Origin of the sequence: Pseudomonas inefficax (genome assembly GCF_900277125.1) — a bacterium.
In the GTDB taxonomy this organism is placed as follows: domain Bacteria; phylum Pseudomonadota; class Gammaproteobacteria; order Pseudomonadales; family Pseudomonadaceae; genus Aquipseudomonas; species Aquipseudomonas inefficax.
In genome coordinates this window covers 44,127-64,663 of record NZ_OPYN01000240.1, presented here as the reverse complement: position 1 = coordinate 64,663, position 20,537 = coordinate 44,127, and the positions used below count along the sequence as shown (strand labels likewise).

Sequence of the window (20,537 nt, the reverse complement as noted above, 5' to 3'; positions counted from 1 at the left end):
AAAGGCAATTGATGATTGCGGCATCGAAGCTGCGAAGGTAAGTTGCGCGCCGGTTTTGCGTGTGCGGCAGCATTGTCGCTACCCAGGCACTGATTGTGAGGACCACCCACTTGTCCATTTCTGTATTCCGCAAAGCCTTGATGGCTGGAGCGGGCCTGACGCTGGCATGCAGCGTCCAAGCGGCGCCTACGGTGCACTTCTACAACTGGTCCGACTATGTCGGCCCGACCACACTCGCGGACTTCGAGAAAGCCACGGGCATCAAGCCCGTGCAAGACGTGTTCGACTCAAACGAAACCCTGGAAGGCAAGCTGCTGGCCGGCAATACCGGCTATGACGTGGTAGTGCCCTCCAACCATTTCCTCGGCAAGCAGATCAAGGCGGGCGCGTTCCAGAAGCTCGACAAGAGTCTGCTGCCCAATTATTCCAACCTGGACCCGGCGCTGATGAAGCGCCTGGAAAGGAACGACCCGGGCAACCAGTACGCCGTGCCTTACCTGTGGGGCACCAACGGTATCGGTTACAACGTCGACAAGGTGAAGGCTGCGCTGGGCGTGGACACCATCGACTCCTGGGCGGTGCTGTTCGAGCCCGAAAACATGAAGAAGCTCGCCAAGTGTGGCGTGGCCTTCCTCGACTCGGCGGACGAAATGCTGCCGGCGGTGCTCAACTACATGGGGCTGGACCCCAACAGCACCAACGCCAAGGACTACCAGGCCGCCGAAAAGAAACTGCTGGCAGTGCGCCCGTACGTGACCTACTTCCACTCGTCCAAGTACATCACCGACCTGGCCAACGGCGACATCTGCGTCGCGGCAGGCTTCTCGGGTGATGTGTTCCAGGCCAAGACCCGCGCCGAAGAAGCGAAGAAGGGCGTGAACCTGGCCTACGCCATTCCCAAGGAAGGCGGCAACCTCTGGTTCGACGTGCTGGCGATCCCCAAGGACGCCAAGAACGTCAAAGAGGCGCATGCCTTCATCAACTATTTGCTGAAGCCTGAGGTTATCGCCCAGGTCAGTGATTACGTCGGTTACGCCAACCCGAACCCCAAGGCTGGCGACCTGATGGACCAGGCCGTGAGGACTGACGCCGCGGTTTACCCACCGCAGGAAGTGCTGAACAAGATGTTCGTGAATTCAGAGTTGCCACCCAAGGTGCAACGGCTGATGACCCGTAGCTGGACCAAGGTCAAGTCGGGCAAGTAAAAATCCAGGCCCGTGGCGGTACCTGTAGAACAGGGCTCGCGGGCACAAAAATCTTGTTGGGAGTTTCACTCATGGCAGTTGCCTCCGGTGCCTATAAAAAAGCCCTCGAGGGTGGCCAGCAACCCAAGCAGGTGCTGGTCAAGATCGACCGGGTCACGAAAAAGTTCGACGAAACGGTAGCTGTGGACGATGTGTCCCTGGAAATCCGCAAGGGCGAGATCTTCGCCCTGCTGGGTGGCTCCGGTTCCGGCAAGTCCACCTTGCTGCGCATGCTGGCCGGTTTCGAGCGCCCGACCGAAGGGCGGATCTTCCTCGATGGCGTCGACATCACCGACATGCCGCCTTACGAGCGGCCGATCAACATGATGTTCCAGTCCTACGCGCTGTTCCCGCACATGACCGTGGCGCAGAACATCGCCTTCGGCCTGCAGCAGGACAAGATGCCCAAGGCCGAGATCGACGCCCGCGTGGCCGAGATGCTCAAGCTGGTGCACATGACCCAGTACGCCAAGCGCAAGCCGCACCAGCTGTCCGGTGGCCAGCGTCAGCGCGTGGCCCTGGCCCGCTCGCTGGCCAAGCGCCCCAAGCTGCTGCTGCTCGACGAGCCGATGGGCGCACTGGACAAGAAGCTGCGCTCGCAGATGCAGCTGGAACTGGTGGAGATCATCGAGCGCGTCGGCGTGACCTGCGTGATGGTGACCCACGACCAGGAAGAGGCCATGACCATGGCCCAGCGCATCGCCATCATGCACCTGGGCTGGATCGCCCAGATCGGTTCGCCGGTGGACATTTACGAGACGCCTACCAGCCGCCTGGTGTGCGAGTTCATCGGTAACGTCAACCTGTTCGAAGGTGAAGTGGTCGACGACGCCGAAGGCCACGCGATCATTGCCAGCCCGGAGCTGGAGCGCAAGATCTACGTCGGCCACGGCATCACCACCTCGGTGGAAGACAAGCACATCACCTACGCCCTGCGCCCGGAAAAGATGCTGGTCACCACCCAGCAACCTACCTGCGAGCACAACTGGTCGCGCGGCAAGGTCCACGACATCGCCTACCTGGGCGGCCACTCGGTATTCTATGTCGAGCTGCCGAGCGGCAAGATCGTCCAGTCGTTCGTTGCCAACGCCGAGCGCCAGGGCACCCGCCCAACCTGGGGCGATGAAGTGTACGTGTGGTGGGAAGACGACAGCGGCGTGGTACTGCGGTCATGAAACTGCGCAAGCTCAAGCGAGCCTTCCAGCGCATCACCCCGGAGGGGCGGCACCTGGTGATCGGCGTGCCGTTCATCTGGCTGTTCCTGTTCTTCATGCTGCCGTTCTTCATCGTGCTGAAGATCAGCTTCGCCGAAGCCGATGTGGCGATCCCGCCGTATACCGAGATCTACAGCTACGTCGAAGACAAGATCCAGCTGGTGCTCAACCTGGCCAACTACGGCCTGCTGACCGAGGATGAGCTATACATCTCGGCCTACCTGGGCTCGCTGAAGATGGCCTTCTTCAGCACCTTGCTGTGCCTGCTGATCGGCTACCCGATGGCCTATGCCATTGCCAACGCCAAGAAGGAGACGCAGACGGTCCTGCTGTTGCTGATCATGATGCCGACCTGGACCGCGATCCTGATCCGCGTCTATGCCTGGATGGGCATTCTCAGCAACAACGGCCTGCTCAACGGCTTCCTGCTGTGGATCGGCTTGATCGACCAGCCGCTGCAAATCCTCAACACCAACCTGGCGGTGTACATCGGCGTGGTCTATTCGTACCTGCCGTTCATGATCCTGCCGCTGTTCGCCAACCTGGTGAAGCACGACGCGAGCCTGCTCGAGGCCGCTTCGGACCTGGGTTCGAGTACCTTCAACAGCTTCTGGAAGATCACCGTGCCGCTGTCGAAGAACGGCATCATCGCCGGCTGCATGCTGGTGTTCATCCCGGTGGTGGGCGAGTTCGTGATTCCTGAACTGCTTGGCGGCCCGGAAACCCTGATGATCGGCAAGGTGCTGTGGCAAGAGTTCTTCAACAACCGTGACTGGCCGGTGGCCTCTGCGCTGGCGGTAGTGATGCTGGCGATCCTGATCGTGCCGATCCTGCTGTTCAACCGCAGCCAGGCCAAAGAAATGGAGGGCAGGGCATGAAGCGCTTCGGTTTCTCCAAGCTGATGCTGGTGCTCGGCTTGCTGTTCATCTACCTGCCGATGCTGATCCTGGTGATCTACTCGTTCAACGCCTCCAAGCTGGTGACGGTATGGGGTGGTTGGTCGGTCAAGTGGTACGTCGGCCTGCTCGACAACACGCAACTGATGGGTTCGGTCATGCGCTCGCTGGAAATCGCCTGCTACACGGCGGTGGCGGCGGTGGCGCTGGGTACCCTGGCGGCATTCGTGCTGACCCGGGTCACCCGCTTCAAGGGCCGCACGCTGTTCGGTGGCCTAGTCACTGCGCCGCTGGTAATGCCCGAGGTGATCACCGGCCTGTCGCTGTTGCTGCTGTTCGTGGCCATGGCGCAGATGATCGGCTGGCCGCAGGAGCGCGGCATCGTCACCATCTGGATCGCCCATACCACGTTCTGTGCGGCGTATGTGGCGGTAGTGGTGTCGGCGCGCCTGCGTGAGCTGGACCTTTCGATCGAGGAAGCGGCGATGGACCTGGGTGCCAAGCCGTGGAAGGTGTTCTTCCTGATCACCATCCCGATGATCGCGCCGTCGCTGGCGGCGGGCGGCATGATGTCGTTCGCCCTGTCGCTGGATGACCTGGTACTGGCCAGCTTCGTGTCGGGCCCGGGTTCGACCACCTTGCCGATGGAAGTGTTCTCGGCGGTGCGCCTGGGCGTGAAACCGGAGATCAACGCCGTGGCCAGCCTGATCCTGTTGTCGGTGTCGCTGGTGACCTTCTTCGTCTGGTACTTCAGCCGCCAGGCCGAAGAGCGTCGTCGCAAGGCGATTCAGCAGGCGATCGAAGAGGGTGCGGCGGCGAATGCTTCGCAGCCTCAGGTCAAGCGCCCGGTGCAGGTGGCTGCTTCGGCCTGACCCGGCCTATTCGCGGGTGAACCCGCTCCCACAGGAATATCACTGCCTCGGGCCTGTGGTAATCCCTGTGGGAGCGGGTTCACCCGCGAATGCCTCAACTCTGATTCAAAGCCAGACTGCATCCCAATGTGGATAGTCCCTGACACTGCTGACCAGACCAGCACGCAACGGATTGGCAACGATATATCTGGCGAAATGCACCATGCTTTCTTCCCTTCTTAGTGCCCGGTCCTGATACCCGGGTTGCCAAACCGGATCATGCTCAACCCCTGCCCGATGCAACACCAGACTGGACCTGGATTTGAATCTCCGCATCAAGGTCCCTAGGGTCGTGCCTTTCAACTCGATCAGCCAATGCAGATGGTCCGGCATCAATACCCAGGCCAGTGACCGACAGGCGTGCTCCTCATCTGACTGGCGCAATTGGTGAATCACCAACCGGGCATGCTGAAAGTCATGGAACAGCGGCTTGCGCTGGTGGGTGACGGTGGTTAGTAGATAGAGCCTGCCATGCTCTGAATAGCGACCACGACGAAGTAGGTAAGACTGGGCTCGCGACATTGTTTTCTTCCTTGAAAAGCAGGTGAGCTCTCAAAGGTAGCGGCTGGAATGCAGGTGCTTTGTGGATCATGGTTTCTGGATATGGCAGACACTTTGGTGGCAGTACCGGCCCTTTCGCGGGTGAACCCGCTCCCACAGATATGGTGCACACCTTGAATTCTGGCGCTCCCCCCTGTGGGAGCGGGTTCACCCGCGAAGAGGCCCGCAAGGTGTACGAATTTTCATCAACTCAAACTCAGTGCTTCAGTCAAATCAGCTTGGGAATTATCCTACGAGCCATGTGGAAGCTGCTCCGTTGTAGGGGAAATGCCCCAGGGATAACGTCGTTGCGTCGCCATTCATGGTGACCGGGTGTGAGAACCCGCTCGATGTTGAACAGGCTTCCTGTCATGGCGGCCTTGCGTGGGCAGGCTTCGGTCTGGCCGGGTTCAATGTCCTCGGTTTTCTCACCCCACGTACGGCTGCCACCCCTTATCCGTGAGAAAGATGAGCTGGCGGTTCCATAAACGACATTGGATTCCAACCATGACGACGCACGTCCCGAATCACCCAACAAACAGCAGCACCGTCGGTAAAGAAACCTGCATGGACCTCTTCCGCGTCCAGGCCAATATCCCCTTCAACCACGCCTTTTCCGAACTCTCCGTAATGCTCGGCTGCATCAATCACCTGACGACCGAAGCCGAGATGGAGAATGACCGGCTGGCCGGCAGTGCCGCGAGAATTCTCAGTGGCTTTGCCAAAGCACTGATCGATGACATTGAGCTGGGGCTGAACAGGGCTTCAGTTCAGCTCTGACTTGTACCGGCCCTTTCGCGGGTAAACCCGCTCCCACAGGGTCATGGGCAGCCTCAGGGCTTGCGCAATCCTGTGGGAGCGGGTTCACCCGCGAAGAGGCCCGCGCAGGCGCCGAAAGTGCCAGCTTGATCGCGGTCAGTGATGTTTATCGAACCCTGAACTACGCTGACAGTCGCATCCCACGAATCATTTGCGCGCAAGCAAGGAGCCTGCATGACGTTGATGCGTCCGCTGTTGGTCGTTTGCCTGGGGCTGGGTACCCTGCTGTCAGGCTGTAGCAAGGAAGAAACCACCGAAACACTGCCACGCGTAGGCGTGCAACAGGTGCAGCCGACCGACTTCGCTGCCAGGGTCACCCTGACCGGTGATGTGCAGGCGCGGGTGCAGACCGACCTGTCGTTCCGTGTGGGCGGCAAGATCATTTCGCGCAGCGTCGATGTCGGCGATCACGTCAAGGCCAACCAGGTGCTGGCGCGCCTGGACCCGAAAGACCTGCAGAACAATGTCGACTCGGCCAAGGCCGAGGTGTTCGCAGCGCAAGCGCGGGTCACCCAGACCAGCGCGGCCTTCGTCCGCCAGCAGAAACTGCTGCCCAAAGGCTACACCAGCCAGAGCGAATACGACGCCGCCGAAGCCGCCCTGCGCAGCAACCAGAGCGCCCTCAAGGCGGCCCAGGCGCAACTGGCCAACGCCAACGAGCAGTTGAGCTACACCGCACTGGTATCCGAAGCCGATGGCGTGATCACCGAGCGCCAGGCCGAGGTCGGCCAGGTGGTGCAGGCGACCATGCCGATCTTCAGCCTGGCCACCGATGGCGACCGTGACGCGGTATTCAACGTATACGAATCGCTGCTGGTAGCACCGCCCAGCGATGCCGGGGTGATCGTCAGCCTGCTCGACGACCCCAAGGTTCAGGCCCATGGCTTCGTACGCGAAATCACCCCGACCGTGTCGGAGCAAAGCGGCACGGTGCAGGTCAAGGTAGGGCTCAAGGATGTGCCGCCCGGGATGCAACTGGGCGCGCCGGTCACCGCCACCACCAACGCCCAGGGCCGGCCTAGCGTCGAGCTGCCATGGTCGGCGCTGACCAAGGCTCTGCACGAACCTGCCGTCTGGGTAGTGGGCGAGGGCGACAAGGTAGAACTGCGCAAGGTCGAAGTCAGCCGCTATCTCACCGGCAGGATCGTGGTCGCCAGTGGCCTGAAAGGTGGCGAGACCGTGGTGGTCAATGGCGGGCAGTTGCTGCACCCCGGCATGCAGGTGCAGAAAGTCGACGCCAGGGCCCAAGGGGGTGAGCTATGAAGCGCCTGCTGCTGATGCTGTCGGCCGGTGTGCTGCTGGCCGGTTGCAATAGCGAGGACGAGGCACCAGAGCCGATCCGGCCGGTATTGTCGGTCAAGGTCGAACCCCAGGTGCAGTCGCAGCTGGGCCGTTTTGCCGGCAGTATCCAGGCACGCTTCGAAAGCACACTGGGCTTCCGGGTTTCCGGGCGTATTGCCCGACGCTGGCTGGATGTGGGCGCTCAGGTGAAGCCGGGTGACACCCTGGCCACCCTCGACCCGACCGACCAGCAGAACCAGCTGCGTGCCGCCGAAGGCGACCTGGCCAAGGTGCAGGCGCAGTGGATCAACGCCCAGGCCGATGCCCGCCGCCAGCAACAGCTGTACGACCGTGGCGTAGGCGCCCAGGCCCAGCTGGATATCGCCCAGACCAACCTGAAAACCACCAGCGCGGCACTGGAGCAGGCGCGCTCGGCCGTCAGCCAGGCCCGTGATCAGCTCGACTACAGCACCCTGCGCTCCGACCACGCGGCGGTAATCACTGCCTGGCAGGCCGAAGCCGGGCAAACCGTCACCGCCGGCCAGGCCGTGGTAACCCTGGCCAGGCCGGATGTGAAAGAAGCGGTAATCGACCTGCCGATAGGCCTGGCCGAGCAGTTGAGCAAAGGCCTGACCTTCACCGTTGCTTCGCAGCTGGACCCGACCATCAACACCACCGCCAGCCTGCGGGAATTGGAACCCCAGGCGGACGCCACCACTCGTACCCGCCGCGCGCGCCTGACCCTGGCCAGCACCCCGGCGGCCTTCCACCTGGGCACCGCCATCAGCGTGACCCTGAGTTCGGAGGTATCGCCGCGCAGCGAACTGCCCTTGAGTGCTTTGCTCGAGCGCGACGGCAAGACCCAGGTATGGGTGATCGATACGCAGCAGAAGACCGTGGCTACTCGTGACGTGGCCCTGATCGGTCGCACCGCCGACAGCATTGTCCTGACCTCGGGCGTGCAGCCTGGCGAGCGGGTGGTGACTGCCGGCGTGAACAGCCTCAAGCCTGGCCAGAAGGTCACCTTCGACGAGGATGCGCAATGAAAGGAAGCTTCAACCTGTCCGACTGGGCACTCAAGCATCAATCGTTCGTCTGGTACCTGATGTTCGTTGGCCTGCTGATGGGGATCTTCTCCTACTTCAACCTGGGCCGTGAGGAAGACCCGTCATTCACCATCAAGACCATGGTCATCCAGACCCGCTGGCCCGGCGCGACCCAGGACGAAACCCTGTACCAAGTCACCGACCGCATCGAGAAGAAGCTCGAGGAACTCGATTCCCTCGACTACACCAAAAGCTACACCCGCCCCGGCGAATCCACGGTCTACGTGTACCTGCGCGACACCACCAAGGCCAAGGACATTCCGGACATCTGGTATCAGGTGCGCAAGAAGATCCAGGACATTCGCGGTGAATTCCCTGCGGGCATCCAGGGGCCCGGGTTCAATGATGAGTTCGGCGATGTGTTCGGTTCCATCTATGCCTTCACCGCCGACGGCCTGACCCTGCGCCAGCTGCGCGACTACGTGGAACAGGCGCGGGCCGAAGTGCGTGATGTGCCCAACATCGGCAAGATCGAGCTGATCGGCACCCAGGACGAAGTGCTGTACCTGAACTTCTCCACCCGCAAGCTGGCAGCCCTTGGCATCGACCAGCGCCAGGTCATGCAGGCCCTGCAAACGCAAAACGCCGTGACCCCTGCCGGCGTTATCGAGGCAGGGCCGGAACGTATCTCGGTGCGTACCTCCGGGCAGTTCACCTCGGAAAAGGACCTGCAAACTGTCAACCTGAAGATCAACGACCGCTTCTTCCGCCTGGCCGACATCGCCGATATCGAGCGCGGCTATGTCGATCCCCCTTCGCCGATGTTCCGCTACAACGGCCAGACGGCGTTGGGCCTGGCCATCGGTATGAAGGCTGGCGGCAATATCCAGGTGTTCGGTGCAGCGCTGAAGAAACGCATGGACCGAGTGGTCGAGGACTTGCCGGTGGGCGTCGGGGTGCATACCGTTTCCGACCAGGCCGTGGTGGTCAAGCAAGCGGTCGGCGGCTTCACCAGTGCGCTGTTCGAGGCGGTGGTGATCGTGCTGGCGGTGAGCTTCGTCAGCCTCGGCGTGCGTGCCGGGCTGGTGGTGGCCTGCTCGATCCCGCTGGTGCTGGCCATGGTGTTCGTGTTCATGGAATACAGCGGCATCACCATGCAGCGGATTTCGCTGGGGGCGCTGATCATCGCCCTGGGCCTGTTGGTGGACGATGCGATGATCACCGTGGAGGTAATGGTCACCCGGCTGGAAATGGGCGAAAGCAAGGAACAGGCGGCGACTTTTGCCTATACCTCCACAGCCTTCCCCATGCTCACCGGCACCCTGGTGACGGTGGCCGGCTTCGTGCCGATCGGCCTCAACGCCAGTTCGGCGGGTGAGTACACCTACACCCTGTTTGCGGTAATTGCCGTGGCGCTGATGGTGTCGTGGGTGGTGGCGGTGTTCTTCGCCCCGGTGCTTGGCGTGCACATTCTCAGCAGCGCCAAGCTCAAGGCCCATGAAGCCGAGCCGGGCCGTGTCGGCCGGGCCTTCGAGCATGGCTTGCTGTGGTGCATGCGCAACCGCTGGCTGACCATCATCGGCACCGTGGTGCTGTTCGCCCTGGCGATCTTCTGCGAGCGCTTCGTGCAGAACCAGTTCTTCCCGTCCTCGGACCGCCCGGAAATCCTCGTCGACCTCAACTTGCCGCAGAACGCTTCGATTGAGGAAACGCGCAAGGTGGTCGACCGCTTCGAAGCGCGGATCAAGGACGACCCGGACCTGGTGCACTGGAGTACCTATATCGGCCAGGGCGCGATCCGCTTCTACCTGCCCCTCGACCAGCAGCTGCAGAACCCGTACTACGCGCAGCTGGTGATTGTCAGCAAGGGCTTCGAGGAACGCCAGGGCATGATGGACCGCCTGCAGAAGATCCTGCATGAAGAGTTCGTTGGCATCGGCACCAACGTGCAATCGCTGGAAATGGGCCCGCCAGTGGGCCGACCCATCCAGTATCGGGTCAGCGGTGCCAATATCGACGAGGTACGCAAGCACGCCATCGAGCTGGCCACCTTGCTCGACCAGAACGAGCACATCGGCGAGATGATCTACGACTGGAACGAGCCGGGTAAGGTGCTGCGTGTGGAGATTGCCCAGGACAAGGCGCGCCAGCTGGGCCTGTCGTCGGAGGACGTGGCCAATGTGATGAACAGCATCGTCAGCGGTGTGCAGATCACCCAGGTCAACGACAACATCTACCTGGTCGACGTGGTCGCCCGTGCCGAGGACAGCGAGCGTGGTTCGCCTGATACTCTGCAGAACCTGCAGATCCTGACGCCCAACGGCACCTCGATCCCGCTGCTGGCTTTCGCCACTGTGCGCTACGAGCTGGAGCAGCCGCTGGTGTGGCGTCGTGACCGCAAGCCGACCATCACCATCAAGGCCTCGGTCAACGGCGACATCCAGCCCACCGACCTGGTGGCCCAGCTGAAGCCGAAGATCGACGAGTTCGCCAGCAAGTTGCCGGTGGGCTTCGAAGTGGCCACCGGTGGTACGGTGGAGGAGAGCGCCAAGGCGCAGGGGCCGATCCGCAAGGTCATCCCGCTGATGCTGTTCCTGATGGCGACGTTCTTGATGATCCAGCTGCACAGCGTGCAGAAGCTGTTCCTGGTGGTCAGCGTGGCGCCGCTGGGGTTGATTGGCGTGATCATTGCGCTGGTGCCCACAGGTACGCCCATGGGCTTCGTGGCGATTCTCGGCATTCTCGCGCTGGCGGGCATCATCATTCGTAACTCGGTGATCCTGGTGACCCAGATAGACGAGTTCGAAGCACAGGGCTACTCGCCGTGGGATGCGGTGGTGGAGGCCACCAACCACCGGCGCCGGCCGATTCTGCTGACCGCGGCTGCGGCGAGCCTGGGCATGATCCCGATTGCCCGCGAAGTGTTCTGGGGGCCGATGGCCTACGCCATGATTGGCGGGATCATCGTGGCGACCCTGCTGACGCTGCTGTTCCTGCCGGCGCTGTATGTGGCCTGGTACAAGATCCGCGAGCCGCAGAAACACAACTGAAGCCCTGGCACGGACCCTGTGGGAGCGGGTTTACCCGCGAATGCGATGGTGGAGCCACCGCCGCATTCGCGGGTGAACCCGCTCCCACAGGGCCTTCTGTCGCGTTCAAATTGGTCTTTTGATTTCGGTTATATAAACATTCTTAAACAGTATTTTTAAGAATAACCCCGCCTCACTACTATTGCCCTCAAGCCAGGCGCAAATCCCCTTCAAACCTCAGCCCGGCACCCTCACTCCAAGGAGAACGAGCATGAGTGCATCTCTGCGTAGCATCGACGGTCAGGACGAAGCCACCATTCTGCGTGAAATCCAGAGCGCCCTGCGCGACCTGCGATTCGGTGCGGTGGAGATCACCGTGCACAACGCTCAGGTCGTGCAGATCGAGCGCAAGGAGAAGTTCCGCCTGCAGCAGCCCGGCAACAAGACCGGCTGATCGCACCACCCATCCAAAACTAGAAAAATGCCAATCGGGAGCTTCACCATGTCCATCCGCCGTTATGCGCTCGCCGCCCTGGCCAGTGCTGTTTTTGCCGGTTCCGCCATCGCCAAGGACTACGAACTGCTGAACGTGTCCTACGACCCGACCCGCGAGCTGTACCAGCAGTACAATGCCGAGTTCATCAAGCACTGGCAGCAGGCCCACCCGGGCGACAAGGTGAAGATCCAGCAATCTCATGGCGGCTCGGGCAAGCAGGCTCGTGCGGTGATCGACGGCCTGCGTGCCGACGTGGTGACCCTGGCCTTGGCCGGCGACATCGATGAAGTCGCCAAGCTCGGCAAGACCCTGCCGGACAACTGGCAGACCCGCCTGCCGGATGCCAGCACCCCGTACACCTCGACCATCGTGTTCCTGGTACGCAAGGGCAACCCGAAAGGCATCAAGGACTGGGGCGACCTGATCAAGAAGGACGTATCGGTCATCACCCCCAACCCGAAAACCTCCGGCGGCGCCCGTTGGAACTTCTTGGCTGCCTGGGCCTACGGCCTGAAAACCGGGGGTAGCGAAGACAAGGCCAAAGCATACGTGCAGGAGCTGTTCAAGCACGTACCGGTGCTGGATACCGGCGCCCGTGGTTCGACCATCACCTTCGTCAACAACGGCCAGGGCGATGTGCTGCTGGCCTGGGAAAACGAAGCCTTCCTGGCGCTGAAGGAAGACGGTGGTGCCGACAAGTTCGAGATCGTCGTGCCGTCGCTGTCGATCCTCGCCGAGCCGCCGGTGGCCGTTGTGGACAAGAACGCCGAGAAGAAGGGCAATACCGAGATTGCCGGCGAATACCTCAAGCACCTGTACAGCCCGGCCGGGCAGAAGATTGCCGCCGAGAACTTCTACCGCCCTCGTGACGCGAAGGTCGCTGCCGAGTTTGGCAAGCAGTTCCCGAAACTGGACCTGGTAACCATCGACAAGGACTTCGGTGGCTGGAAAACTGCACAACCTAAATTCTTCAACGATGGCGGTGTGTTCGACCAGATCTATCAGGCACAGTAAACGCCAAGGAAAAGCGGGGCCGCGCTGCGGCCCATTCGCAGCACAAGGCTGCTCCTACAGGAAATTGCGATCCATGTAGGAGCGGCCTTGTGCCGCGAATGGGCTGCGCAGCAGCCCCAGGATTCAGAAGCTAGCACCGGCCCGGGATCGTTCCCGGGCCAAGTGCGTTCAACCAGGGATATTTATGTCACGTCGCATTTCCCCCGTCATACCCGGCTTCGGGCTGACGCTGGGCTACACCTTGGTGTACCTCAGCCTGATCGTGCTGATACCGCTGGCCGCCATGTTCGTGCATGCCGCGCAGCTTACCTGGGAGCAGTTCTGGAACGTCATCAGTGCGCCGCGGGTGATCGCCGCGCTCAAGCTGAGTTTCGGCACCGCCCTGTTCGCCGCCATCATCAACGGTGTGATCGGCACCCTGCTGGCCTGGGTGCTGGTGCGCTACACCTTCCCCGGGCGCAAGATCATCGATGCGATGATCGACCTGCCGTTCGCCCTGCCCACGGCCGTAGCCGGTATCGCCCTGACCGCCCTGTACGCGCCCTCGGGCTGGGTCGGCCAGTTCGCCACCGACCTGGGCTTCAAGATCGCCTACACCCCGCTGGGCATTACCCTGGCGCTGACCTTTGTCACCCTGCCGTTCGTGGTGCGCACGGTACAGCCGGTACTGGCCGATATTCCGCGTGAAGTGGAAGAGGCCGCCGCCTGCCTGGGGGCCAAGCCGCTGCAGGTGTTCCGCCACGTGCTGGCGCCAGCGCTGCTGCCTGCCTGGCTGACAGGCTTTGCCCTGGCCTTCGCCCGTGGCGTGGGCGAGTATGGTTCGGTGATCTTCATTGCCGGCAACATGCCGATGAAGACCGAGATCCTGCCACTGTTGATCATGGTCAAGCTCGACCAGTACGACTACACCGGCGCGACCGCCATCGGCGTGCTGATGCTGGTGGTTTCCTTCATCCTGCTGCTGCTGATCAACCTGCTGCAGCGCCGCATCGAAACCCCTTGAAGGAGGCCGGCATGTCCAGTTCATCCCTGAATGCAACCGCCGCCGCCAACGCCGCCCGCCGGGGCAGCGCCACTTCGCGGCGTATCCTGATCGGCCTTGGCTGGCTGGTGTTCGCACTGTTCCTGCTGCTGCCACTGGTAATCGTGGTATCGCAGGCGCTGAAGAATGGCTTTGGCACCTTCTTCGAGGCGATCTTCGAGCCTGACGCGTTGTCGGCGCTGAAGCTGACCCTGCTCGCCGTGGTCATTTCGGTGCCGCTGAACCTGGTGTTCGGCGTCAGCGCCGCCTGGTGCGTGAGCAAGTACACCTTCCGTGGCAAGAGTATCCTGGTCACTCTGATCGACCTGCCGTTCTCGGTGTCGCCGGTGATCGCCGGCCTGGTCTACGTGCTGATGTTCGGTGCGCAAGGCCTGTTCGGGCCGTGGCTGCAGGACCACGATATCCAGATCGTGTTCGCCCTGCCGGGCATCGTCCTGGCCACCATATTCGTCACCGTACCGTTCGTGGCCCGTGAGCTGATCCCGCTGATGCAGGAGCAGGGCACGCAGGAAGAGGAGGCTGCGCGCCTGCTCGGTGCCAACGGATGGCAGATGTTCTGGCACGTGACGCTGCCGAACATCAAGTGGGGCCTGATCTACGGCGTGGTGCTGTGCACCGCGCGAGCCATGGGCGAGTTTGGCGCGGTATCGGTGGTGTCGGGCCATATTCGCGGCGTGACCAATACCTTGCCGCTGCACGTGGAGATCCTCTACAACGAGTACAACCACGTGGCGGCCTTCAGCGTGGCCAGCCTGCTGCTGATCCTGGCGCTCTTCATCCTGCTGCTCAAGCAGTGGAGCGAGAACCGTATTAACCGCCTGCGCCACAGCGCCGCGGAGGAATGATTCATGTCGATCGAAGTTCGTAACGTCAGCAAGCGCTTCAACAGCTTCCAGGCCCTGGACAACATCAACCTGGACATCAACAGCGGCGAGCTGGTGGCCCTGCTCGGCCCGTCCGGCTGCGGCAAGACCACGTTGCTGCGCATCATTGCCGGCCTGGAAACCCCGGACCAGGGCAGCATCGTGTTCCATGGCGAAGACGTGTCCGGCCATGACGTGCGTGACCGCAACGTCGGTTTCGTGTTCCAGCACTACGCGTTGTTCCGCCACATGAGTGTGTTCGACAACGTCGCATTCGGCCTGCGCATGAAGCCCAAGGGCGAGCGCCCGGGCGAGAGCAAGATTGCCGAGAAGGTGCATGAGCTACTGAACATGGTGCAGCTGGACTGGCTGTCCGACCGCTACCCCGAGCAGTTGTCCGGCGGCCAGCGCCAGCGTATCGCCCTGGCCCGTGCGCTGGCGGTGGAGCCCAAGGTGCTGCTGCTGGATGAGCCTTTCGGTGCACTGGATGCCAAGGTGCGCAAGGAACTGCGACGCTGGTTGGCGCGCCTGCACGAGGACATCAACCTGACGTCGGTGTTCGTTACCCACGACCAGGAAGAGGCCATGGAGGTGGCTGACCGCATCGTGGTGATGAACAAGGGTGTGATCGAGCAGATCGGCTCGCCGGGCGAGGTGTACGAGCACCCGGCCAACGATTTCGTCTACCACTTCCTCGGTGATTCCAACCGCCTGGCCCTGAGCGAAGGGCATCATGTGCTGTTCCGCCCACACGAAGTGTCGCTGTCGCGGCACGAGACCGAAGGGCACCATGCGGCCGAGGTGCGGGACATCCGGCCGTTGGGCGCGACTACGCGGGTGACCTTGAAGGTGGAAGGGCAGAGCGAGCTGATCGAGGCCGAGGTGGTCAAGGACCATGACAGCCTGACCGGGTTGGCGCGGGGAGAGACATTGTTCTTCCGGCCGAAGGTTTGGCAGAAGGTGGCGGATATCTGAGTCGCCTTTGATGATGAAAAAGCCCGGGGTTGATCCCGGGCTTTTTTTTCCTGATGGATTGCCGGGGCTGCTTTGCAGCCCATCGCGACACAAGGCCGCTCCTACAGGGGATCGCGTAATGCCTGGGCTTGCGCGGTCCATGTAGGAGCGGACTTGCGTCGCGATCGAGGGCGTAGCCCTCGCGGCAATCCCATGCCTTGCGCGAATATTTCGCATGCCGGCAATGCATGATTGTAAACCCACCCGGCCACAGCCCGCGAATTCCGCGGCCTTGCCACAATCCCTCAAAAAGAATATTCATTAAAGTTCTAACCATAATTTCAAACATTACTTTAAGAGATAAGCCTCTGGCCCCGATGATTCAGCCACACACCTGAATCGAGACCCCAGGAGTTTGATCAATGGGTAATGTCCAGTCGGCCGTCAGGGCCTACGACCAGCCATGGCGCCCAGCCCCGGGCGACCTGGTCGACCTTGGACGCACGCTTCGCCTCCCGCTTGGCCAGCTGCGCCTGCAACGCACGCCTGTCAGCGGGCTCAAGCGCCGCGACAAGCTGGTGTTGGGCCTGTTGGTGCTGGCCCTGCATGGCGCTGCAGCGTACTGGGTCAGCCAGGCACCAACACCCGAGCTGCCGGTGGTGCCACCGCAAGTACCGCCGATGACCATCGAGTTCGCTGCACCGGCACCGCCTGTGGTCGAACCACCGCCCCCAGCCCCGGCACCGCCGGTGGTCCAGCCGCCACCACCGCCGGTGGTCGACGAACTGGCCGCCAAGCCCAAACCCAAGCCAAAGCCCGTGCCCAAGCCGGTGGTCAAGCAACAGCCCAAACCCCAGCCCAAGCCGGTCGAAGCCCCGCCGCCAGCTCCTGTGGCCGCCCCAGCCCCGCCTGCGCCACCCGCGCCGGCCCCGGTCACTCCGGCATCGGCCAACGCGGCGTACCTGAAGAACCCGGCGCCGGAGTACCCGCAGATGGCCCAGCGCCGCGGTTGGGAAGGCACCGTGCTGCTGCGCGTCGAGGTGCTGCCCAGCGGCAAGCCCGGGCAGATCCAGATTCAGAAGAGCAGCGGCCGTGATGCCCTCGACGCTGCGGCACTGGCCGCGGTCAAGCGCTGGAGTTTCGTTCCCGCCAAGCAGGGCGATGTGGCCCAGACCGGCTGGGTAAGCGTGCCGATCGATTTCAAGCTTCGCTAACTTTTTCGCAGAACAAAGGAAGACATCATCATGAGCCTGCTGGCATCCCCTCTCGAATCCGTTGAAAGCGCAGTCATCTGGCTGCTGGTCGGTTTTTCTGTCGTCACCTGGGGCCTGGCCCTGGTCAAGGTCGTGCAGTTCGTGCGGCTGAAGAACCAGGACAAGCGCTTCCACCAGCAATTCTGGGCCGCCTCGAGCCTGGACTCGGCTGCCGAGCCCAGCCACGAACTGCCTGGCCCGGCCGCCCGCGTTGCCCAGGCCGGTTACGCCGCCATCGCCGTCGGTGACAGCCAGGCCAATGACCTGAGCCACGCCATCAATCACCAGGACAGGTTGGAACGCGCACTGCGCCAGCAGATCGTGCGTGAGCGCCGCTCGCTGGAAACCGGCTTGGCAGTGGTCGCCAGTATCGGCAGCACCTCGCCCTTCATCGGCCTGTTCGGTACTGTCTGGGGCATCATGGAAGCGCTCAAAGGCATCAGCGCGGCCGGCTCCGCCAGCCTGGAAACCGTGGCCGGGCCGATTGGCGCGGCACTGGTGGCCACTGGCGTGGGTATCGCCGTCGCGGTGCCGGCAGTGCTGGTCTACAACTACTTCCTGCGCCGCCTCAAGCTCACCGCCGCTGACCTTGATGACTTTGCCCACGACTTCTACAGCCTGGCGCAGAAGAGTGCCTTCCGCGTGCTGGTGCACCCGGCCGTGCACAGGCCTCAGGCCGGCTTCACCCAGCCGGTGAAGGAGGCGTCCTGACATGGCCTTTTCGACCCAGGACAGCGACGAAGTCCTCAGTGAAATCAACGTTACGCCGTTGGTGGACGTCATGCTGGTGCTGCTGGTGGTGTTCATCGTCACCGCACCGCTGTTGACCAACGCCATCCCCATCAACCTGCCCAAGACCGAGGCCGTGGCCCCGGTGGAGCAGAAGGACCCGCTGGTGGTCAGCATCGATGGTGACGGCAAGTTGTTCATCAACAAGGACGAGATCCAGCCCGACCTGCTGGAAACCAGCCTCAAGGCCGCCAAGGTCAAGGACGCGGACGTGCGCGTGCAGCTGCAGGCCGACGACGGTGTGAACTACGGCGAAGTGGCGCGGGCCATGGCGGCCATCGAACGTGCGGGGATCAGCAAGCTGGCGGTGATTACCGCGCGCTGAACCCGTCAACCCTCTTCAGGCAAGTGCTTATGGGCCATATCTCTTGGCAGGGGATGGCCCTTTTTTTTGCCCGCAAGATGCAAAAGCGGCTATGCAGATCCCTGTGGGAGCGGGCGTGCCCGCGAACACGGGCGAAGCCCGTGCCTTCCACCGCGGTGCCTGATTCGCGGGCATGCCCGCTCCCACAGGGATCGCATCATGTGTCATTTTCGGTTATTAACAAATAGCTTCTTATTCCTTTACTGATATAACTCCACCCCTATACTTGTCTCCAAGCACGCAAACTCACTGGAGGCGTCCCCATGCGCAATGAGTCAATTCGTTACCTGATTGTGCCGGGCTGGCAAGGATCGCCAGACAACCATTGGCAAAGTCACTGGCAGCGCACCCTGCCCAACAGTGCCAGGGTCGAGCAGCACGACTGGCTGACCCCGCAACGCCAGGACTGGGTGCAGGCACTGGAGCAGGCGATTGTCGCCGAGCGCTCGCCGGTGATTCTGATTGCCCATAGCCTGGGCTGCATAACCGTCGCGCATTGGGCCGCGCAAGCCAGCCCGGCGCTGCTGCGGCGGGTACGTGGCGCGCTGCTGGTGGCACCCGCTGACGTAGAGCGGCCGACCTGCGCGCCGGCGCTGCGCAACTTCGCGCCGATCCCGACCGAAGCACTGCCATTCCCCAGCCAGGTGGTCAGCTCGGACAACGACCCGGCCGTGAGCGTGCCGAGGGCGCTGTACCTGGCCCAGGCCTGGGGTGCCGAAGCAGGGCTGCTGACCAACGCCGGGCACATCAACGTCAAGTCCGGCCATGAGCGCTGGGAACAAGGTTTCGCCTACCTGTATCGCTTGCAGAGCCGGGTCGAGCAGCGCGCACTGCGCCGCGCCTGATCGCCCTTACTGTTTACCGTTTGCCTGACGCCCGGCCATTGCAGGCCTGGGGCGGGAGTTCGTCATGACTTTTCAAAACCCCTTTGGCCAGCCGTTGCTGACCTTCCCTGAGCTGGACAAGAGCCCGCTGAGCATCCGCGCCAAGGCGCTGGTGTTCATCGACCCACGTTCGCAGCAGCTGCGCGAAGAGCTAGAGCGGCTGGCGCCGCAACCCTTGCCAGTGCTGATCCGTGGCGAAACCGGCACCGGCAAGGAGCTACTGGCCCGGCAGATCCACCGTGCCAGCGATCGCAGCGGGTTGTTCGTGTCGGTCAACTGCGCGGCCATCAGCCCCACCTACGCCGATGCCGAGCTGTTCGGCTACAGTGCCGGCAGCCAGGGTGGCACAGCCAGCAGCCGCGCCGGCTGGTTCGGTTCGGCCAACGGCGGCACGTTGTACCTGGATGAGATCGCCGATTTGCCGCTGGCCATCCAGGGCAAGCTGCTGGCCGCCTTGGAAAACCGCGAGGTTACCCGGGTTGGGGCGCAGCAGCCGCAACCGGTGGATGTGCGCCTGGTGGCCGCTACCAGCATCGACCTGGCGCGTGTGGTGCGTGCAGGGCGCTTCAACGAGCGCCTGTACCAGTACCTGCGCGAGGGGGCGCTGGAGCTGCCGCCGCTGCGCGAGCGGCCGGGCGATATCCTGCCGTTGGCCGAGTACTTCGTCGGCATCTACAGCGTGCGCCTGCAACGGCCTGTGCCGCTAGTGAGCGAGGCGGCGCAGCAGGTGCTGGAAGCACACCCCTGGCCCGGCAATACCCGTGAGCTGGAGAACGTCATCCACTTCGCCTTGCTGGTGAATGACGGCGAAGAGATCCTGGCTGAGGACCTCGACCTGCCAGGCCCCGCGCGCTAGACACCGCTCATAAGCAAAGAGGCTGATGGCAGTTTGTTTTTGGAATAAGCAGCTAAGCAAAAGATATTGTTCCGGAATAAAAAAACTGGGTATTGTCCGCCTCATGCCCGCTGGTGAACCGGTTGGGCACCCGATTCGCCATCGTCGATGGCCCAGAACCAGAACAAGGACCACCATGAAGAAGACCCTGCTGACCACTGCCCTGGCCGCTGCCCTGTCGTTCGCCGGCCTAGCTGCCGCCGCCGAGAAACTGGTTGTCGCCGCCACGCCGGTACCGCACGCCGAAATCCTCGAACTGATCAAGCCGACCCTGGCCAAGGAAGGTGTGGACCTGCAGATCAAGGTCTTCACCGACTACGTGCAGCCGAACGTGCAGGTTGACCAGAAGCGTCTGGACGCCAACTACTTCCAGACCCTGCCGTACCTGCAGAACTTCAACGAAGGCAAGGGCACCCACCTGGATACCGTGATCGGCGTGCACGTCGAACCCTTCGGTGGTTACTCGAAGAAGGTCAAGAGCCTGAGCGAACTGAAAGAAGGCGCTACCGTTGCCATCCCTAACGAGGGCAGCAACAGCGGCCGCGCCCTGCTGCTGTTGCAGAAGGCTGGCCTGATCACCCTGAAGGATCCGAAGAACGCCCTGGCCACCCCCAAGGACATTGCCGAGAACCCGAAGAAGCTGAAGTTCCGCGAGCTTGAGTCGGCCATGCTGCCGCGCGTGCTGGACCAAGTCGACCTGGACATGATCAACACCAACTACGCCCTCGAAGCCGGCCTGAACCCGGCCAAGGATGCGCTGGTGATCGAAGGCAGCGACTCGCCGTACGTGAACTTCCTGGTCGCCCGCCCGGACAACAAGGACAGCGAAGCTATTCAGAAACTGGCCAAGGCCCTGACCAGCCCTGAAGTGAAGGAATTCATCGCCAAGAAGTACCAAGGTGCGGTGCTGCCGGCGTTCTGATGCGCTTGCATTACCTGGCATGACCCGACGCCGACACCCTTGTGTCGGCGTTTTTGTTTCGGGGGCACAGTTACCTGTGGG

Annotated in this window: 20 protein-coding genes; 19 read left to right on the top strand and 1 reads right to left on the bottom strand. The window is 62.4% G+C overall.

Features of this window, described 5'->3' with window-relative positions:
* Positions 1-110 precede the first annotated feature (110 nt).
* From JV551A3_RS30135 to JV551A3_RS30120, 4 genes are all read left to right on the top strand, one after another.
* Complete coding sequence (locus JV551A3_RS30135; RefSeq protein ID WP_112249810.1) at positions 111-1,205, top strand: polyamine ABC transporter substrate-binding protein; 1,095 nt, start codon at positions 111-113, stop codon at positions 1,203-1,205.
* A gap of 71 nt (positions 1,206-1,276) precedes the next feature.
* A complete protein-coding gene (gene potA, locus JV551A3_RS30130) occupies positions 1,277-2,419 on the top strand; it encodes a polyamine ABC transporter ATP-binding protein (RefSeq protein ID WP_016712588.1) in 1,143 nt (380 codons plus the stop codon).
* On the top strand, positions 2,416-3,336 hold the full coding sequence (locus JV551A3_RS30125) for an ABC transporter permease subunit (RefSeq protein ID WP_085621601.1): 921 nt from the start codon (positions 2,416-2,418) through the stop codon (positions 3,334-3,336). Before potA ends, JV551A3_RS30125 begins: the two co-directional genes overlap by 4 nt.
* Positions 3,333-4,226, top strand: coding sequence for an ABC transporter permease subunit (locus JV551A3_RS30120; protein WP_133976204.1), 894 nt, complete (start codon positions 3,333-3,335; stop codon positions 4,224-4,226). The genes JV551A3_RS30125 and JV551A3_RS30120 overlap by 4 nt, the downstream gene beginning before the upstream one ends.
* 105 nt (positions 4,227-4,331) lie before the next feature.
* Here the strand turns inward: JV551A3_RS30120 and JV551A3_RS30115 are convergent, their stop codons facing one another.
* Positions 4,332-4,787, bottom strand: a complete 456-nt coding sequence (locus JV551A3_RS30115) for an REP-associated tyrosine transposase (protein WP_133979373.1) — start codon at positions 4,785-4,787, stop codon at positions 4,332-4,334.
* A 525-nt stretch (positions 4,788-5,312) separates the two neighbouring features.
* Between JV551A3_RS30115 and JV551A3_RS30105 the strand changes: the two genes are divergently transcribed.
* The 15 genes from JV551A3_RS30105 (at position 5,313) to JV551A3_RS30025 (ending at position 20,456) form a co-directional block, all read left to right on the top strand.
* Positions 5,313-5,585, top strand: a complete 273-nt coding sequence (locus JV551A3_RS30105; RefSeq protein WP_133979369.1) for a DUF3077 domain-containing protein — start codon at positions 5,313-5,315, stop codon at positions 5,583-5,585.
* A 213-nt stretch (positions 5,586-5,798) separates the two neighbouring features.
* On the top strand, positions 5,799-6,887 hold the full coding sequence (locus tag JV551A3_RS30100; protein WP_133976196.1) for an efflux RND transporter periplasmic adaptor subunit: 1,089 nt from the start codon (positions 5,799-5,801) through the stop codon (positions 6,885-6,887).
* On the top strand, positions 6,884-7,951 hold the full coding sequence (locus tag JV551A3_RS30095) for an efflux RND transporter periplasmic adaptor subunit (RefSeq protein ID WP_133976194.1): 1,068 nt from the start codon (positions 6,884-6,886) through the stop codon (positions 7,949-7,951). Before JV551A3_RS30100 ends, JV551A3_RS30095 begins: the two co-directional genes overlap by 4 nt.
* Positions 7,948-11,001, top strand: a complete 3,054-nt coding sequence (locus JV551A3_RS30090) for an efflux RND transporter permease subunit (RefSeq protein WP_133976192.1) — start codon at positions 7,948-7,950, stop codon at positions 10,999-11,001. Before JV551A3_RS30095 ends, JV551A3_RS30090 begins: the two co-directional genes overlap by 4 nt.
* 250 nt (positions 11,002-11,251) lie before the next feature.
* A complete protein-coding gene (oscA, locus tag JV551A3_RS30080; protein WP_003258557.1) occupies positions 11,252-11,434 on the top strand; it encodes a sulfur starvation response protein OscA in 183 nt (60 codons plus the stop codon).
* Positions 11,435-11,482: 48 nt separating this feature from the next.
* Positions 11,483-12,490, top strand: coding sequence for a sulfate ABC transporter substrate-binding protein (locus JV551A3_RS30075; RefSeq protein WP_114171971.1), 1,008 nt, complete (start codon positions 11,483-11,485; stop codon positions 12,488-12,490).
* Between the two features lie 184 nt (positions 12,491-12,674).
* Entirely contained in the window at positions 12,675-13,493 is an 819-nt protein-coding gene (gene cysT, locus JV551A3_RS30070; protein WP_046613605.1) for a sulfate ABC transporter permease subunit CysT, read from the top strand.
* Positions 13,494-13,504: 11 nt separating this feature from the next.
* The gene (gene cysW / locus JV551A3_RS30065; protein ID WP_025341027.1) at positions 13,505-14,377 is read left to right on the top strand and encodes a sulfate ABC transporter permease subunit CysW; all 873 of its coding nucleotides are present in this window, start codon (positions 13,505-13,507) and stop codon (positions 14,375-14,377) included.
* A 3-nt stretch (positions 14,378-14,380) separates the two neighbouring features.
* On the top strand, positions 14,381-15,370 hold the full coding sequence (locus JV551A3_RS30060; protein ID WP_133976188.1) for a sulfate/molybdate ABC transporter ATP-binding protein: 990 nt from the start codon (positions 14,381-14,383) through the stop codon (positions 15,368-15,370).
* Between the two features lie 401 nt (positions 15,371-15,771).
* Entirely contained in the window at positions 15,772-16,563 is a 792-nt protein-coding gene (locus JV551A3_RS30055) for an energy transducer TonB (RefSeq protein ID WP_025341026.1), read from the top strand.
* Between the two features lie 30 nt (positions 16,564-16,593).
* Positions 16,594-17,313 (top strand): MotA/TolQ/ExbB proton channel family protein, encoded by a 720-nt coding sequence (locus JV551A3_RS30050; RefSeq protein WP_046613603.1) that lies wholly within the window; start codon positions 16,594-16,596, stop codon positions 17,311-17,313.
* Between the two features lies 1 nt (position 17,314).
* Complete coding sequence (locus tag JV551A3_RS30045) at positions 17,315-17,716, top strand: ExbD/TolR family protein (protein WP_133976186.1); 402 nt, start codon at positions 17,315-17,317, stop codon at positions 17,714-17,716.
* 302 nt (positions 17,717-18,018) lie between these two features.
* Entirely contained in the window at positions 18,019-18,600 is a 582-nt protein-coding gene (locus JV551A3_RS30035; RefSeq protein WP_133976182.1) for an alpha/beta hydrolase, read from the top strand.
* Between the two features lie 64 nt (positions 18,601-18,664).
* The gene (locus JV551A3_RS30030; RefSeq protein WP_133976180.1) at positions 18,665-19,495 is read left to right on the top strand and encodes a sigma 54-interacting transcriptional regulator; all 831 of its coding nucleotides are present in this window, start codon (positions 18,665-18,667) and stop codon (positions 19,493-19,495) included.
* A gap of 175 nt (positions 19,496-19,670) precedes the next feature.
* On the top strand, positions 19,671-20,456 hold the full coding sequence (locus JV551A3_RS30025) for a MetQ/NlpA family ABC transporter substrate-binding protein (protein ID WP_025341021.1): 786 nt from the start codon (positions 19,671-19,673) through the stop codon (positions 20,454-20,456).
* The last annotated feature ends 81 nt before the right edge of the window (positions 20,457-20,537 follow it).

Bases quoted from the DNA above. Each gene is read 5' to 3' on its own strand.
- JV551A3_RS30060 (WP_133976188.1), top strand. From the start codon at position 14,381: ATGTCGATCGAAGTTCGTAACGTCAGCAAGCGCTTCAACAGCTTCCAG.
- JV551A3_RS30100 (WP_133976196.1), top strand. From the start codon at position 5,799: ATGACGTTGATGCGTCCGCTGTTGGTCGTTTGCCTGGGGCTGGGTACC.
- JV551A3_RS30030 (WP_133976180.1), top strand. From the start codon at position 18,665: ATGACTTTTCAAAACCCCTTTGGCCAGCCGTTGCTGACCTTCCCTGAG.
- JV551A3_RS30120 (WP_133976204.1), top strand. From the start codon at position 3,333: ATGAAGCGCTTCGGTTTCTCCAAGCTGATGCTGGTGCTCGGCTTGCTG.
- cysT (WP_046613605.1), top strand. From the start codon at position 12,675: ATGTCACGTCGCATTTCCCCCGTCATACCCGGCTTCGGGCTGACGCTG.
- JV551A3_RS30105 (WP_133979369.1), top strand. From the start codon at position 5,313: ATGACGACGCACGTCCCGAATCACCCAACAAACAGCAGCACCGTCGGT.
- JV551A3_RS30125 (WP_085621601.1), top strand. From the start codon at position 2,416: ATGAAACTGCGCAAGCTCAAGCGAGCCTTCCAGCGCATCACCCCGGAG.
- oscA (WP_003258557.1), top strand. From the start codon at position 11,252: ATGAGTGCATCTCTGCGTAGCATCGACGGTCAGGACGAAGCCACCATT.
- potA (WP_016712588.1), top strand. From the start codon at position 1,277: ATGGCAGTTGCCTCCGGTGCCTATAAAAAAGCCCTCGAGGGTGGCCAG.
- JV551A3_RS30090 (WP_133976192.1), top strand. From the start codon at position 7,948: ATGAAAGGAAGCTTCAACCTGTCCGACTGGGCACTCAAGCATCAATCG.
- JV551A3_RS30075 (WP_114171971.1), top strand. From the start codon at position 11,483: ATGTCCATCCGCCGTTATGCGCTCGCCGCCCTGGCCAGTGCTGTTTTT.
- JV551A3_RS30095 (WP_133976194.1), top strand. From the start codon at position 6,884: ATGAAGCGCCTGCTGCTGATGCTGTCGGCCGGTGTGCTGCTGGCCGGT.
- JV551A3_RS30045 (WP_133976186.1), top strand. From the start codon at position 17,315: ATGGCCTTTTCGACCCAGGACAGCGACGAAGTCCTCAGTGAAATCAAC.
- JV551A3_RS30035 (WP_133976182.1), top strand. From the start codon at position 18,019: ATGCGCAATGAGTCAATTCGTTACCTGATTGTGCCGGGCTGGCAAGGA.
- JV551A3_RS30055 (WP_025341026.1), top strand. From the start codon at position 15,772: ATGGGTAATGTCCAGTCGGCCGTCAGGGCCTACGACCAGCCATGGCGC.
- JV551A3_RS30025 (WP_025341021.1), top strand. From the start codon at position 19,671: ATGAAGAAGACCCTGCTGACCACTGCCCTGGCCGCTGCCCTGTCGTTC.
- JV551A3_RS30115 (WP_133979373.1), bottom strand. From the start codon at position 4,787: ATGTCGCGAGCCCAGTCTTACCTACTTCGTCGTGGTCGCTATTCAGAG.
- JV551A3_RS30050 (WP_046613603.1), top strand. From the start codon at position 16,594: ATGAGCCTGCTGGCATCCCCTCTCGAATCCGTTGAAAGCGCAGTCATC.
- cysW (WP_025341027.1), top strand. From the start codon at position 13,505: ATGTCCAGTTCATCCCTGAATGCAACCGCCGCCGCCAACGCCGCCCGC.